The organism is Candidatus Poriferisodalis sp., assembly GCF_965204195.1.
Classification (GTDB): Bacteria; Actinomycetota; Acidimicrobiia; order Acidimicrobiales; family Poriferisodalaceae; genus Poriferisodalis.
Window position 1 is genome coordinate 1,432,317 of sequence record NZ_OZ241975.1, and the last position, 13,372, is coordinate 1,445,688.

Sequence of the window (13,372 nt, forward strand, 5' to 3'; positions counted from 1 at the left end):
CTTCGCGTCCGGGCTGCCATCGGCCGCCCAGGTGGAGGGTGCGGTAGCGTCGTTCCCAGCGAGCCACGGCCGTCGAGGGGGAGTCATGGCGAATGAGCACGGCTACTTGCCGAAGGTGACCGAGCTGGACGACAAGCAGCAACGCCGCTTGGACACTTGGTATGCGAAGGCCTACACCGACGACAACCTCTTCCGGACGCTGGCTGCCGACGAGACCACCATCGACCTGTTCCTCGGTTGGGTCGGTGCTGTGTACGGCGGCCATCCCGACGAGGATCCCGGTGCACTCGACCGGCACATGATCGAGCTGTGCCGCATCCGTATGGCCAACCGGAACGAGTGCTTCCACTGAAGCCTCGTGCGCAGCGCATCGTTGGTGCGCACCGGACTGACCGACGAAGTCGTGGCCCAGCTCGTCGACTACGAGGCTTCGGACCTGCCCGAGTCGTGGAAGGCAGCCCTCGCGCTGTGCGATCGGCTCTCGGGATACGAGCACAAGGGCGTGATCCCACCTGAGCTGTACGAACGGCTGGGGGATCACTTCAACGAGCAGCAGATACTGCGCTTGGGCGCATTGCTCGCGTCTGCGAGCGGGTGGCATCGCATGATCGAGGCATTCGGCATCCGGCCCGACCACTACCAGGCCCAACAATCTGCCCCTTGGGCCGCAGCAGCGGGTTGAGCGCGGGCCCGCTGGGGCGCGTCGCGAGATCAGGCTTGACAGCACTCGTCTAGCTTCGGCGCGGTGACCCCAGAGGCACCCGACACCGAACCGCTGTCGCCGGGCAGCCGGCTCGCAGAGGTCGTCGAGTTCTTCGGCGTGCAGGCCACCGACGACGAGTTGCGCTGGCTTCTGCCCATCTCGCCGAACGTTGCCAACTATCTCGGTGTGATGCACGGCGGCTGCGCGCTCGCGTCGGTCACTGCCGCTGCCGAGACATGGAGCGAACGGCCGGTTGCATCGGCTTCGGCGCAGTTCATGTCCCGTGTCCCTCTCGGTGGCAGCGCAGAGATCACGTTTGACATCGGGTCGGCCGGCAAGCGGATGACCCAGGTGCTCGCGCGGGTCGTCGATGCAGCCGACGGCAGCGTGCTGATGCTAGCGCTGCTGTCGCTGGGCGGTCGGCGGCTCGGCATCGACCAGGACTGGGTGCAGCCGCCGGATGTTCCGGCGCCGGAGGAGTTGGCGCGCCGTTCTGTGCCGGACAACGCCGTTCCATCGTTCAGCACAGAGGCCGACATCCGGTTTGCGCCCTACAGCGCCGGCGATCGCAGGATCCTCTGCTGGGCGCGACTCGCTGGCACGCTGGCGTCCACCCGCCAGGGTCTGATTGCGTTGGCGGACACGCTCGCAACGGGGATGCACCTGAGCCTCGGCCGCAAGTGGCGTGGCGCGAGCCTCGACAACACTGTGCGCATCGCAGGCGACGCCGACTGCGAATGGGTGCTACTCGACATCGAGACCGACGGCTTCCACAACGCTGTCGGTCACGGCGTCGTGCGGATCTTCGCCCCCCATGGCGCTTTGCTGGCGACAGGGAATCAGTCATTCGCCGTGGCGCGGGTGGCCGGCCCCTCGAGGGCTTCCGGCTGTAGTCAGCACTAGCTTTCGGCTCCGTGAGCGCCGAAGCTGCCACAAGCGACGCTGCGCCGCAGGACCCGCACGTCGGCGAGGTGATCGAGTGGTTCGGCCTCCAGTCGACGGCCGAAGAGCTGCGTTGGCTGCTGCCGGTGACCTACGACGTGGCTGGTGCCACCGGCACGTTGCATGGCGGGTGTGCGCTCGCGGCCGCCGTGGCGGCTCTCGAGAGCGTCACCGGCCGGCCCATGGCCGCTGCATCGGCGCAATACCTGGCGCGGCTGCCGGTGGGCGGCTGTGCGGCCGTCGCTCTCGACATCGGCGCCAGCGGCAACCGGATGACCCAAGCCTCCGCTGAGATCACCGATGCCGCCGACGGCCGGGTCATTCTGCGTGCGCTCGTGTCCCTCGGCGGTCGGCAGCTAGGCATCGACCAGACGTGGACGACCGCACCCGACGTGCCGCCGCCGGACTCGTGCGAGCCCCGCGGCTCGACGTCGATCGAGGGCCGCTCGTTCACCGACCACGCAGACATCAGGCTCGCCGGGCAGCAGCCGGGCGAGCGCCACGTCCGGTACTGGGCGCGCCTCGACGACACGCTGGCATCGACCGGGCCGGGCCTGACGGCGCTGGCCGACCTGCTGCCGAGCGGCATGCGCGTCAGCCTCGATGCCGGATTCAGGGGATCCAGCCTCGACAACACGGTGCGGATCTCCGGCGAAGCCGAGAGCGAATGGGTGCTCCTCGACATCGAATCCGACGCCGTCCACAACGCCATCGGCAACGGCATCGTTCGCATCTATGCCTCCGACGGGGGGCTGCTGGCGACCGGCACCCAGTCGTTCGCGATCACCCGCATCACTGGTCCCCTGGGCTCGCCGCAGCAATGACGGGCGCACGCACGTGGCTGGCCGGAGCACGGCCACGTACCTGGCCGGCGTCGCTGGTGCCGCCGTTCGTGGGCACTGCAGCGTCCGACGCCGTGGCAGACGGCGGCATCGTGTGGTGGCGAGCCGCCTTCGCGCTCTTCGTGTCGTTGTGCATCCAGATTGCTGTCAACTACGCCAACGACTACAGCGATGGGGTGAGAGGCACCGACGTGGCCCGGGTAGGTCCGCAGCGTTTGGTGGCCTCGGGAGCGGCGTCGCCGGCTGCGGTGCGGAATGCGGCGTTCGCAGCCTTCGGCGTGGCTGCCGTGTTCGGCATCGTGGTGGCCGCCGCGGTGTCGTGGTGGCTCGTCGTGGCCGGCGGAGCGTCGATGCTCGCAGCGTGGTACTACACCGGCGGTCGGCGTCCATACGGCTACCGGGGCCTCGGCGAGCTGTTCGTGTTCATCTTCTTCGGGCTGGTGGCGACGGCGGGATCGGCGTTCGTCCAGGACGCCCGCCTCACGATGCTGGGCATTGCTGCCTCGGTCCCGGTGGGCTTGGGCTCGGTGGCCCTGCTCATATCGAACAATCTGCGCGACCTGCCGACCGACGCACAGGCCGGCAAGCGCACGCTGGCGGTGCGGATGGGCGACGGGCCGACCCGTGCCATGTACGCAGTGGTCGTGGTGTTGATGGTGTTCTCGCCGATGTACCTGTCGCTGCTGCGACCGTGGACGATGCTGGGGCTCGCCGCCATCGCGTTCGCTGTTGCGCCCGTTCGCGCGGTGGTCCGCGGCGCCAGCGGTGCTGCGCTGGTGACGGTGCTCGCAGCAACCGGTCGCCTGCAGATCGTCGTGGGCGCCCTGCTGACCGTCGGCCTCGCCCTCGGACCATGACATCGGCAACACCCTGCTGCCACCCGTGGCTGTGCCCATGCGATCCGCAATGATGTCCCGATGAGCACAGAAGCAAGTTCGGGGGCAGTGCTGGAGCATCTCGCCGCGCTGGGCGTGGCCTACGAGGTCGTGGAGTGCGACCCCGACTTCGCCGACACGGCGCAATTCTGCGAGCGCTACGGCTATTCGATGGATGCGTCGGCGAACGCCATCTGCGTGGTGGGCAAGTCGGCCGAGCGACCGATGGCGTGCTGCTTGGTGCTGGCGTCAACGCGGCTCGATGTGAACGGCGTGGTGCGGCGGCGGTTGGGCACCCGCAAGGCGTCCTTTGCCGATGCCGACGAGACCATCGCACGCACCGGGATGATGATCGGCGGCGTGACGCCGTTCGGGCTTCCCCCGGCCATCCCGGTCTGGATCGACAGCCGGGTGATGGACTGCACCGAAGTCATCGTGGGCGGCGGCTCCCGCGATTGCAAGATCCTCTGTCCACCGGCTTCGCTCGCCGAGCTTCCCACGGCCGAGGTCGTCACCGATCTGGCCAAGACGATCCCGCCGGCCTAAACGGTGCTGAGTTCACGGCGATGGCGGATGTGCGCCGCCGGCCCAAACACCGCGTACGCCTGTGCCCTCGGGCCGGTGGACAGCCCAATCGACTTGGAAGATACCCCCGAAATGGGTCGCGTTCTCGACAGCGGGAATGGGATAGCGGGTTGTTTCGATGCGGCGCACCTGGTCGACGTCGGGCGTGCCGTCGGGGAAGTAGTAGACCCCGTACAGGGGGATACGAATCACGTCGACAATGGCGCCGGGTTCGTCTGAGGAGCCGAGCGCGGCGTAGCCGCGCAGGTCGGGGATGGCGACGAGGTGTGCTACATCGGCGAGGCTGGGATGGCTCAGTCTTTGGGCCACTTTGTTCGGCAAGCTGTAGTGGGCACGCGCGTATCCGTGCAGGATGAGGACCTGCTCTTCGGGAGGGAACGACTCGTACATCTCGGCCGGGAAGCCGCTATTGCGAAGCCCGTGGGGCCAGTGCCACCGCAACCCCGGAGATGCTATGACGAACCAAGCGCGCGAGACGTCGATCTCGGGTGAGAACTCCGCCTCGACGATGAACTGGGCGGGTTCTGGCGGTTCGCCGGTCCAGCCTTCGATCTCGAAAGGCGCGATCTCGCCGGGCTGGATCGACAGCGGCCAGTGCCACGTTCCGACGCTGACGCTGACGCTGACGCTGTACGCCCACATGGTGCGTGACCAGTTGCGGACCAGGCCGCGCACCACCCCGTCGATGACCGACACCGAGCCGGGCTCCACCCGCAACTCCTCCACAGCCTGCTCGGCAACGGGCAGCACCACATCGCTGTGGAACGGGCTGTAGATGCCCAGCGGAAGTTCACCGTCGGGCAGGGAATGAGCAAGGCGTTCCTCGGCGGCTGCTTCTCTGCTCGCGATCGCTTCGCGTGCCTGTTCGGGCGTGTGGTACCAGCTGATGTTGTACACAGACCACAGCGCATAGCGCGGGTCGTAGTCGCCGGGCTGCGCGTCGGGATCGTCGCATCCCATCAGTCCCCGCTGCTGGATCATTCTCGGGATCCGCTCGCGGAACAGCAGCGTCGGCATCGACCGCGGCCCTTCGAGACGGGCCTCGGCGAGCAGATCGTCCGGGTCGCACATGTCGAATACCCGGTTCAGCACCGGCTGACGGGCATGCTGGCCGACTCGGGAAGGACCATCGCGCAGCGGGCCGAGCGGCTCACCTTCAGCGGGAAGCACCCGCATGTCCTCAAGATCGGCCAACCGATCGGAGTCGAACGTCACGTACATGTCAGTGAACCAGAACGGGTCGCCCTCTGCGAGGCTCAACCTGACCGTCGCATCAGCCGCAGCGGGGCGGTCACTCGCAACGCTTGGCTGTGTCGTCTCGGCAGCGAGCAGCCCGTCGACGGTCGTCGGTGTGGCTGATGCCGCCGCCGCCGCTGTCGCCGCCGGCCGAATCGCCGGCGCCGCGCTGTCCGCTGCTGGCAGCTCATGCAAGGCCGCGCCGCTGCATCCCTGCGCGAGCAGCAGGCCGGCACACATCACCCAGCCCACAACGCAGCAGGGCGTGCGCCTCATTGCTCGCCCGGCGGCGGCTGCGGATTGTTCGGAAACTCCTTGGTGCGGCCGGTCCATCGGAGCGTGTCGATCGCACTGAGAAACCGACTGCTGTTGACGCTGGGCCACGGCGATGCGCGCCGGTAGTTGAATGGCCGGTGCTTCTGAGTCCCGCACGCCTTCACATGGAGCTTGAGACCCGGGCGTCGTCTCTCTACTGGGGAATCCTTCTGAAACGGCTTTCTTCACTCCCCGGTTTCCTTTGGACCAACACTGTTCAAGATAGATCAATTGCCGCCAGCGCCGTATGGTTCATGGGCACCGCCGATCCAAAGGAGTTGACCGACGATGTGCGCCTGATCAAACAGGGGTGTGTACGCCAGAGAAAAATCGTTGTGTACTCTCGGATCCGGAAGGTGGGTGACAACAAACGGATCATGCAACCGTTGCTCGTTTTCATCGAAATAGTATGCAAGACTCGGGATAATCGGCATAACGTGGGAAATGCTACCGTCGCTCAGAATCCAGGCCACAAATGCCCGCACTTCAAACTCGGCCACGCTCCTCCAACCTTCGGCAGCCGTAGGCTGCGCAGACCAGGGTCGCTTAAGCACTGCCGACATCCAATTTACGTGCGAGACGCCCTCGGGGAATTGATCGATGACTGCTGGCGGCAGCATCTCGCCGAATCTCGATCTGACTAGTGGTTCACCTTGCCAAGTTGACTCGATTGCGAAGCTTCTCGATAGATCCGCATCGGAAGACAGTTCGGCACGAACCAAGAAGTCGGCTTCCTCAATCTGGAGGGCATCGTTCCAGCCATGCAACTCGAAGGGCGCGACCTCGCCGGGCTGTACCGACAGCGGCCATGACCAGTGTAGCCCATTTGCCTCGACTGTAAGTCCATATGCAAACTTATCTCGAGACCAGTTTCTCACGAGGCCTCGAAGCACATTGCCGCGCCTGCTCAAGGAAGAAGGCAGTACATGAACTGTATCAAATGAGGAGTCTGCAGGTAAGAACTCGACCCCATACGGAGCATTGATCGAGAGAAAGCCAAGAGTGATTGATCCTGCAGGAAGCCCTGTCGGGTGTCGTAATCTTGATTCAAGTTCGACGCTATCGCGATAAGCTTGCGCCCGCTCCAGTGTCGCGAAATAGTACGTTTGATGTTGACCTATATATGCGTACCTGCTACTGAGGTCATGTGCGATCCCCCCGTCACATCCTGCCGCCGACCACATTTCCTCGATGTGGCGGACAGTGTTTTCATCTGCATGAGTTCCATGGCGGCCGAACAGGGCCGCTAAGGCATTTTCGAATTCGCAAGTATCGAGAATCGTGCCGACCAGTTCCCCATCACGAGGCGGTTCCAACTCGTAGCGTAGTGCTCCTACCTTGTCATTCTCCCCGAGGCCGATGCGCGTGCCCCTAATCGCTGCGGTACCCAGTGGCTCGTACGCCTCTAGTGGCTGCCACATTGAACTAGTCGTTACAATAGATTTGGCGCGCTCGCGTGGTAAGTCACTCACTGGATGTTGATCCTGTACGACCTGCATTTCGTGTGTCGTGTTGTTACCTGTTCTGTCAAGGGAGAGTATGCCAGTTCTTGTTTTCTGGGCGGTTGTTGCGACATCTTGTTCAGTTTGTTCAGTCGTCGAGCACGAATACCCGAGCGTGAGCAGTAGTACCAACAGAAGCAGGTAGTCTTTGCTACTAGGTGACATAATGTCCTTGATCAGTCTCGTAACTCGATACTAACGCATCGGAAGAGCAATCTCAGTCGCCGCTTGAACGCTGTGGAGAGATCCAGTCTGCAAAACTGCCACCAATGTCGCCAGCAACATCCGCGACATTCTTGGAGACACAATTGGGTCTTCCTCGGACCATTGCCACATGGCATCTCACAACCCGAAGCTCGTTGCCATTGAACGTGCCGGAGTGCCACGTGGAACCAGAATAGCTGCGGACCAATGCTCCGATAGGCACGGCCTTGATTGGGGTGAGCAAGGAGTCCGGAAGCAGTGAGCCTGGAAAAGCGGCAAATCGATTCCCGCCGTAGGTTGTCGATATGAATGGAGATGCATATGGACTGATGTTCCGACTGCTGCCTTGGCCGATAATCTGGCCGTTTGGCGTCTCATCAACCACATAGCCCTCGGGCCGCTCGGTATCGAACAAGTGGCAGTCAAATTGCCCGCTGATCATTTTGCCGAACCAAAGGCACTTCATGCGTATGACTCCGCCTGAAGTGCTGCGGTCTGAGATGTTGTAACTCGCGACCACGAACAGATCGTCGCGCTCAGCAAGATACATGTTCCCCAACGTGATCCAGCAATTCTCTTTGCCGCTGTCGCCCAAGCACGCATTCCATTTCCTAGCCAAATAGCCCCGCAGTGCCTTTTGGTCCACGCCTGCTTTCAAGTTCTGAGGAGTACCACAGTACTCGTCGAGCAATTTCGAAGCGACGAACTTCCCACCAATTTCCGTGCTGGCCCGTTCGGCATGGTTGAATTTTCCTCCATCAAGTTTGTCAATCTGCCACATGCCAACACCGGGATGCCAGAAAGCGCGGTGCGGAGCGCTGTTGTGGTCGTCGGACGAATAGAGGCGAGAGTTGACATCGCCAGCTTCGACCTTGGTCCAACGGTGATCTGCCCGCGAAAGCGACATTAGAGAACGCGCGGGAACTCGACCATTCTCTCGCTCGAACAAGTCTCCATGAGCGTCGAGCGGGCCGTCATCACGACCGTTGCCATTTTCCTCCACGTACCGTTGTTTCTGGGTCTCCCAGAATCCAATCGCTAGAAGTAGCGCGGTTAAGCGGTGAACTGACATCCCGCACCGGTTCCCATACGGCAAGAGAGCTTCGACCGCAGCATCACGAGTGCCTAGTAGAGCTCCCCGTGTCACTCGATACGGACCCCGGTATGGGACTCCGTACATCGGTAGCTCATCCAGTTTGGCGGGGAGCGACAGGGACGATGGCTTCACGCACAAGAGTCCATTGATTGGGCTCTTCACTTGCCCCTCTGGGCAGCGTGCATAAACGCCTAATGTGATGCTCCTTAGCGTGCCGGTACTGCCGGTGGATTGGCGCGCGCTGTGAGTCGCGCTTTGAGCCGGCGAAGATGCCACGCCAATAGTCAACGGGACTGTCAGATTTTTTGTGTAACCGGCCGTGATGGTGTTCATCGGATGTGGTCGGCGATCCGGTCGCCGTAGTGGACGGTCAGGGTGTTCAGGATGGTCTTCCAGCCGTTGGTCTTTCCGGTCAGGTTGCTGCGGTTTTTGCGTCTGGCGTTGGCGACAAGGTAGAGGACCTTCATCGCGGCCTGCTCGTTGGGGAAGTGGCCTCGATGGCGCACGGCCCGTCGGAATCTGGCGTTGAGGCTCTCGATGGCGTTGGTGGTGTAGACGACTCTGCGCAGCTCAGCGGGGAACTCCAGGAACGGCACGAATTCGTCCCAGGCCTGCCGCCAGGAGCCGATCATGGCGGGGTAGGTGTGCTCCCAGTCCTCGGCGAAGCTCTCGAAGCGTGCCTCGGCGGCCTCGGCGGTGGGCGACGTGTAGATCTCCCGCATTGCCTTGGTGATCGGCCCCCAGTGCCGTTTGGAGGCGTAGCGGAGGCTGTTGCGGACCATGTGCACCACGCAGGTCTGCACCGTGGCCTGGGGCCAGGTCGCCCGGATCGACTCGGGCAGGCCCCGCAGCCCGTCGCAGCACACGATCAACGCGTCAGCGAGGCCTCGGTTTCTCAGCTCGGTCAGCATCGCTGCCCACTGCTTGGCGCCCTCGCCGCCTGCGGGGCCCAGCCACAGGCCCAGCACGTCGCGCTCGCCGGCGAGATCGACGCCGATGGCGACATAGACGGGCCGGTTGGCGACCTGGGAGTCGCGGACCTTGATGACGATCGCGTCGATCAGCAGCACGGCGTAGACCGGCTCAAGGGGCCGGTTCTGCCACACCGCCATGTCGGCGACGATCTCGTCGGTGATCTTCGAGATCGTCTCCCGGCTCACCGAGGTGTCGTAGATCTCTGCTAGATGGTCCTGGATCTCCCCGGTGGTGAGCCCCTTCGCATAGAGGCTGATCACGTTGCCCGACAGCCCGTCGAGACGGCGCCGGTGCTTGGGCACCGTGGTCGGCTCGAAGGTGCCCGCCCGGTCACGCGGCACCGCCAGGTCGACCTCGCCGATCTCGGTCGTCACCCGCTTGGGCGTCGACCCGTTGCGCGAGTTCGGGGTGCCGCGGCCCTCAGGAGCGTGACGCTCATAGCCCAGATGCTCGGTCATCTCGACCTCGAGACCGGTCTGGAGCACCTGGCGCACCAGCCCGGTCAACAGGCCACCGTCACCGGTCAGCTCCACGCCCTCAGCGCGGGCCTGGGCCACCAGCTGCTCGGCCCAGTCGGCCATCGCCGCCTCGCCGGCAGCCTCGCTCGCCGGCACAGCCGGCATGTCATGATCAGTCACAGACATGATCCTCTCCAGCCCACAGCCCCCGGCTGCGGACCCTCAGATCACGCCCGATACACAAAATTCCTGACAGGCCCAACCTTGAGGGAGTCCCGCCACGTGGACGCGATCGACCCACCGACGTCGCCAGCAGAGACGCTGGCGGCCGAGCCGAGACGTTCACGCCGCAGGCTGTCACCCACTGTTCGCAGGGTGCTGCTAGCGCTGCTCGGCGTTGTGCTGCTGGCCGGAAGCACTGCCGGCTTCTACTTCACGGCGGATGCTTTCGACGAGCGCATACGGGTCGTCGTCGCGGCTGAGCCCATCGCCCAAGGCCACATCCTGTCGGCAAGAGATCTCACATCCGCTGAAGCCCATCTGGGGGGAATCCCATACATCGAGTGGACTGCCGATGCACCCGCGGCGCTCTCGGGCTTCGCAGTGTCAGACCACATTCCGGCCGGAGGACTCGTCGGGCCGCACATGCTGGTGCCGGCGTCGTCCGAGCCGATCGGCGATGAACTCGAAGTGGTAGTACCTCTCGACACGACGCTTGCGCCTTCGGGTGCATTCGAGGGCGACCTCGCTCTGCTCATCGACCCCGGCGTGGCACCTTCGGGCGACGGGCAGGGCAGACCTCGTTCGGTGATTCGACTGCTGGAGTTGCGGGGCTTCGACGGCACAAGCGTGCGCCTGTTCGTGCCTCCTGAAGAGTGGGTGTGGTGGCGTGCACTGCCGGCCACGCTGGGGGCGACGCCGATGGCATTGCCCGTGCCCTTGGGGGGCGATGCCGCCGATTTGACGGCTCGTCTCGACGCGCTATGGGCTGTCGAGCATGCCGAGGCAACCGCTGCGCTGCACCCCTTCGGCGAGGACTGGCTGGACGAGGGCACACCCGGCGAGCTCGAGGTGCTGGTGCCGATCGACACTAGCTTGGCGCCCTCGGGAGTTGCCCGAGGCGATCTGGTGCTGTTGGTGGACCCAGGAGCCGCTGCCACCGGCGCGACTGGCGGGCGACCTCGGTCGGTGCTGCGAGCCGTGGTGCTCGAGCACTACGAGCCGGGCGTGCTGGGGATCTGGGCAGAGCCCGAGGAATGGGCGTGGTGGGATGCGCTGCCGGCGCGCCTCGGGGCGGCGCCGATGGTGCTGCGCGTGGCATCAGGGACTGACGTAAGTGATGTCGCCGAACGGCTGAACGAGCAGTGGCTGTCGCAGTGGCGGCAAGCCGGTGCGAACAGTGCGGCGGAGTAGGCGCAGAATGCCTCTGCGCGCGCGCCGTCGTCGCAACAAGAGGAACGTCGCTCGTCTCGACAAGGACGGCATCGCCGACCTGTACGCGGACGACCCTTTGGCTCGCCTGGTTGTCGTGGTGGCATCCGATGAGGCCGCTCTCGACAGCGGGTCGGTCGCGGTGGCCATCGCTCGCAACTGGGCAATGCACGGTCGCGACGTCCTGCTCGTCGATGCGGACGCTTCCGGATCGGCACTCGCTCGCCGCCTCGAGCAGGCGAACCGAGCGAACTTCTCGCCCGCGACGCGCGGTCTGCCGTCGCTCATGGCAGCACGCCGGCCGCTCACGGCCCGGCTCCTGAGCGAGCACTGCTGGCGGCTCAATGTCTCCGGGAAGGGAACCGTCTCATTGCTGCTCGGGCCGACCAGCGATTCGGGCGCGTCATTGTCTGCGGTCTGGCTGGCGGACGGCGCCGTCAGCCTCTTGGGCGCGACTGCGGACCGCACCATGGTCATGTCGATGTCAGATCCGCTTGCACGCGGCCAAGAGGCCTTCCTCCGGGCGGCTTCGGCCGTCGTGCTCGTGGCGCCGGCCGATACCGACGAACGATTCGAGATGCTGTGTGCACTCGGAGGCACATTGACCGCGGCGGCCGAGCGCTGCACTCCCTGCTTGGTGATCGACGGGCCGGCCGACCGCGGCTACGAAGAAATCCGCACCGCATCTGGCGTGCATGTGGCCGGCCAACTCGAGGCAGTGCCCGAGCGAGTGCTGCTGCGGAACCGGCGACGGCGGCGAGACGGCAAGACTGCACGACTCGTCGAAGAATTGGCTGCTCGCATCGCGTTTCTGGCGAGAGAGGGCACCTGCGAAGGGCAAGGCCGGGCGGCATGAGGACATTGAGTGCGGCCGGCCGATGACGCTGCGTGAGGAGATCTGGGACGCGGTGCTGCCGCAGGTGCAGGACTACCGGCTGGGAGCCACCGACGAGCCGCACATCGTGGTGGAGCGGTGCCGTCAGATTGCACGCGAGGTCACCGGGACCCGCGAGGCCGAGTCGCTCGATTCTGTTGGTCTCGGGTTGTCCGACGCCGATCTGGAGTGGATCGACGAGCAGCTTGATGCACTGTTGGGTGCCGGCCCGGTCGAGCGCTACCTGAGGCGCCCCGATGTCGAGAACATCTACGTGTTCGGGCCGCATCGTGCCGTGCTGGGGTTGACCGGAGGCCGCCAAGAGCACATCGAAGAGCCGCTGTTTGCCAACGAGGACGAGATGATCCGCTACGTGTCGCACCTGGCGACGACGCACGGGCAGACCGGCCGCCGCTTCGATCACTCGGCGCCGCTGCTGGACCTGCGTCTGCGCACCGGCGAACGCATCTTCGCTGCGATGGCCGTGTGCGGCACGCCGTACCTGACCGTGCGCTGCCACCGTCATCGTCTGATCCGCATGGAGGATCTCATCGCCAACGGTTCGCTGTCGGAGCAGGCGGGCGACCTGCTGCGTGCTGCAGTGCGGCCGCCGGCGCCGGCCAATGTGCTGGTGTGCGGAGCGCTGGGCTCGGGCAAGACCACCTTGCTGCGGGCGCTGCTCACCGAGGTCGGCGAGCAGGAGATCGTCTGCACGCTCGAACAGACCTTCGAGCTGTTCCTGGACGAATCGCATCCCCACACGTTTGCTGTGGAGACCCGCGAGGCCAACAGCGACGGCGAAGGCGAGATCACCATGGAAGAGCTCGCCAAGCGTTCGCTGCGGTCGGGCGCGGATCGAGTCATCGTCGGCGAGCTGCGCGGGCCCGAGGCTGCCACGTTTCTGTCCGCATGCGGCACGGGCTCGGACGGATCGATGGCCACGATTCACGCATCGTCACCGCGTCAGGCACTGAGCCGGCTCGTGAGGTATTGCTTGGCCTCCGGGCTTGCCGGTGCGCAGTCTGCGCTCATCCAAGAGGCCGCGGAGGTCATTCACCTCGTCGTGCACATGCACAGCGACCCACGAACCGGGTTCCGTGGTGTGCGCACGATTTCGGAGGTGCTGGGCTCGCCCGGCGATCGGTTCGAGGTGCATGACATCTTCGGTCGTCGCCAGCGAGGCCAGCCATTGACGCTGCTCGGCCGGCCGCGCAACCCCGATGTCATAGAGCGGCTCGCCGAGGGTGGCTTGGACGTCTCCGGCTGGCCTGCGGGAGCTTGAGCGGCGATGTTCGGGCTGATTTCGTTCGGGACGACGTTCGCTCTCGGGTTGG

Annotated in this window: 13 protein-coding genes; 9 read left to right on the forward strand and 4 right to left on the reverse strand. The window is 64.9% G+C overall.

What is annotated here, in order from left to right; translation table 11 throughout:
- Nucleotides 1-85 precede the first annotated feature (85 nt).
- From ACOGI8_RS06350 to ACOGI8_RS06375, 6 genes are all read left to right on the forward strand, one after another.
- On the forward strand, nucleotides 86-352 hold the full coding sequence (locus ACOGI8_RS06350) for a hypothetical protein (protein ID WP_323673011.1): 267 nt from the start codon (nucleotides 86-88) through the stop codon (nucleotides 350-352).
- A 6-nt stretch (nucleotides 353-358) separates the two neighbouring features.
- Nucleotides 359-682 (forward strand): carboxymuconolactone decarboxylase family protein, encoded by a 324-nt coding sequence (locus ACOGI8_RS06355; RefSeq protein ID WP_419856035.1) that lies wholly within the window; start codon nucleotides 359-361, stop codon nucleotides 680-682.
- Nucleotides 683-745: 63 nt separating this feature from the next.
- Entirely contained in the window at nucleotides 746-1,606 is an 861-nt protein-coding gene (locus tag ACOGI8_RS06360; RefSeq protein WP_419856036.1) for an acyl-CoA thioesterase, read from the forward strand.
- Nucleotides 1,607-1,617: 11 nt separating this feature from the next.
- Entirely contained in the window at nucleotides 1,618-2,469 is an 852-nt protein-coding gene (locus tag ACOGI8_RS06365) for an acyl-CoA thioesterase (RefSeq protein WP_419856037.1), read from the forward strand.
- Complete coding sequence (locus tag ACOGI8_RS06370; protein WP_419856038.1) at nucleotides 2,466-3,344, forward strand: 1,4-dihydroxy-2-naphthoate polyprenyltransferase; 879 nt, start codon at nucleotides 2,466-2,468, stop codon at nucleotides 3,342-3,344. The genes ACOGI8_RS06365 and ACOGI8_RS06370 overlap by 4 nt, the downstream gene beginning before the upstream one ends.
- 60 nt (nucleotides 3,345-3,404) lie before the next feature.
- Nucleotides 3,405-3,908 (forward strand): YbaK/EbsC family protein, encoded by a 504-nt coding sequence (locus ACOGI8_RS06375; protein WP_419856039.1) that lies wholly within the window; start codon nucleotides 3,405-3,407, stop codon nucleotides 3,906-3,908.
- A 12-nt stretch (nucleotides 3,909-3,920) separates the two neighbouring features.
- On the opposite strand, the gene ACOGI8_RS06380 is transcribed toward ACOGI8_RS06375, so the two are convergent.
- From ACOGI8_RS06380 to ACOGI8_RS06395, 4 genes are all read right to left on the reverse strand, one after another.
- Entirely contained in the window at nucleotides 3,921-5,459 is a 1,539-nt protein-coding gene (locus ACOGI8_RS06380) for a hypothetical protein (protein WP_419856040.1), read from the reverse strand.
- Nucleotides 5,460-5,725: 266 nt separating this feature from the next.
- Nucleotides 5,726-6,814, reverse strand: coding sequence for a hypothetical protein (locus ACOGI8_RS06385; protein ID WP_419856041.1), 1,089 nt, complete (start codon nucleotides 6,812-6,814; stop codon nucleotides 5,726-5,728).
- Nucleotides 6,815-7,217: 403 nt separating this feature from the next.
- Nucleotides 7,218-8,207 (reverse strand): hypothetical protein, encoded by a 990-nt coding sequence (locus tag ACOGI8_RS06390; RefSeq protein WP_419856042.1) that lies wholly within the window; start codon nucleotides 8,205-8,207, stop codon nucleotides 7,218-7,220.
- Nucleotides 8,208-8,629: 422 nt separating this feature from the next.
- Nucleotides 8,630-9,919 carry an IS256 family transposase gene (locus ACOGI8_RS06395; RefSeq protein WP_419855237.1) on the reverse strand — a complete coding sequence of 430 codons (1,290 nt, stop codon included), beginning with the start codon at nucleotides 9,917-9,919 and terminating at the stop codon, nucleotides 8,630-8,632.
- A 96-nt stretch (nucleotides 9,920-10,015) separates the two neighbouring features.
- Here ACOGI8_RS06395 and ACOGI8_RS06400 point away from each other — a divergent pair, with 96 nt between their 5' ends.
- Genes ACOGI8_RS06400 through ACOGI8_RS06410 form a run of 3 tightly spaced genes read left to right on the forward strand, consistent with a single transcriptional unit; the run spans nucleotide 10,016 to nucleotide 13,320 of the window.
- Nucleotides 10,016-11,146 carry an SAF domain-containing protein gene (locus ACOGI8_RS06400; protein WP_419856043.1) on the forward strand — a complete coding sequence of 377 codons (1,131 nt, stop codon included), beginning with the start codon at nucleotides 10,016-10,018 and terminating at the stop codon, nucleotides 11,144-11,146.
- A 7-nt stretch (nucleotides 11,147-11,153) separates the two neighbouring features.
- Nucleotides 11,154-12,020, forward strand: coding sequence for a hypothetical protein (locus ACOGI8_RS06405; RefSeq protein ID WP_419856044.1), 867 nt, complete (start codon nucleotides 11,154-11,156; stop codon nucleotides 12,018-12,020).
- Nucleotides 12,021-12,042: 22 nt separating this feature from the next.
- The gene (locus ACOGI8_RS06410) at nucleotides 12,043-13,320 is read left to right on the forward strand and encodes a CpaF family protein (protein ID WP_419856045.1); all 1,278 of its coding nucleotides are present in this window, start codon (nucleotides 12,043-12,045) and stop codon (nucleotides 13,318-13,320) included.
- Nucleotides 13,321-13,372: the final 52 nt, after the last annotated feature.

What these genes read in the sequence shown, in the direction of transcription:
- ACOGI8_RS06350 (WP_323673011.1), top strand. Translation starts at nt 86, where the DNA reads ATGGCGAATGAGCACGGCTACTTGCCGAAGGTGACCGAGCTGGACGAC.
- ACOGI8_RS06370 (WP_419856038.1), top strand. Translation starts at nt 2,466, where the DNA reads ATGACGGGCGCACGCACGTGGCTGGCCGGAGCACGGCCACGTACCTGG.
- ACOGI8_RS06375 (WP_419856039.1), top strand. Translation starts at nt 3,405, where the DNA reads ATGAGCACAGAAGCAAGTTCGGGGGCAGTGCTGGAGCATCTCGCCGCG.
- ACOGI8_RS06380 (WP_419856040.1), bottom strand. Translation starts at nt 5,459, where the DNA reads ATGAGGCGCACGCCCTGCTGCGTTGTGGGCTGGGTGATGTGTGCCGGC.
- ACOGI8_RS06395 (WP_419855237.1), bottom strand. Translation starts at nt 9,919, where the DNA reads ATGTCTGTGACTGATCATGACATGCCGGCTGTGCCGGCGAGCGAGGCT.
- ACOGI8_RS06405 (WP_419856044.1), top strand. Translation starts at nt 11,154, where the DNA reads ATGCCTCTGCGCGCGCGCCGTCGTCGCAACAAGAGGAACGTCGCTCGT.
- ACOGI8_RS06410 (WP_419856045.1), top strand. Translation starts at nt 12,043, where the DNA reads ATGACGCTGCGTGAGGAGATCTGGGACGCGGTGCTGCCGCAGGTGCAG.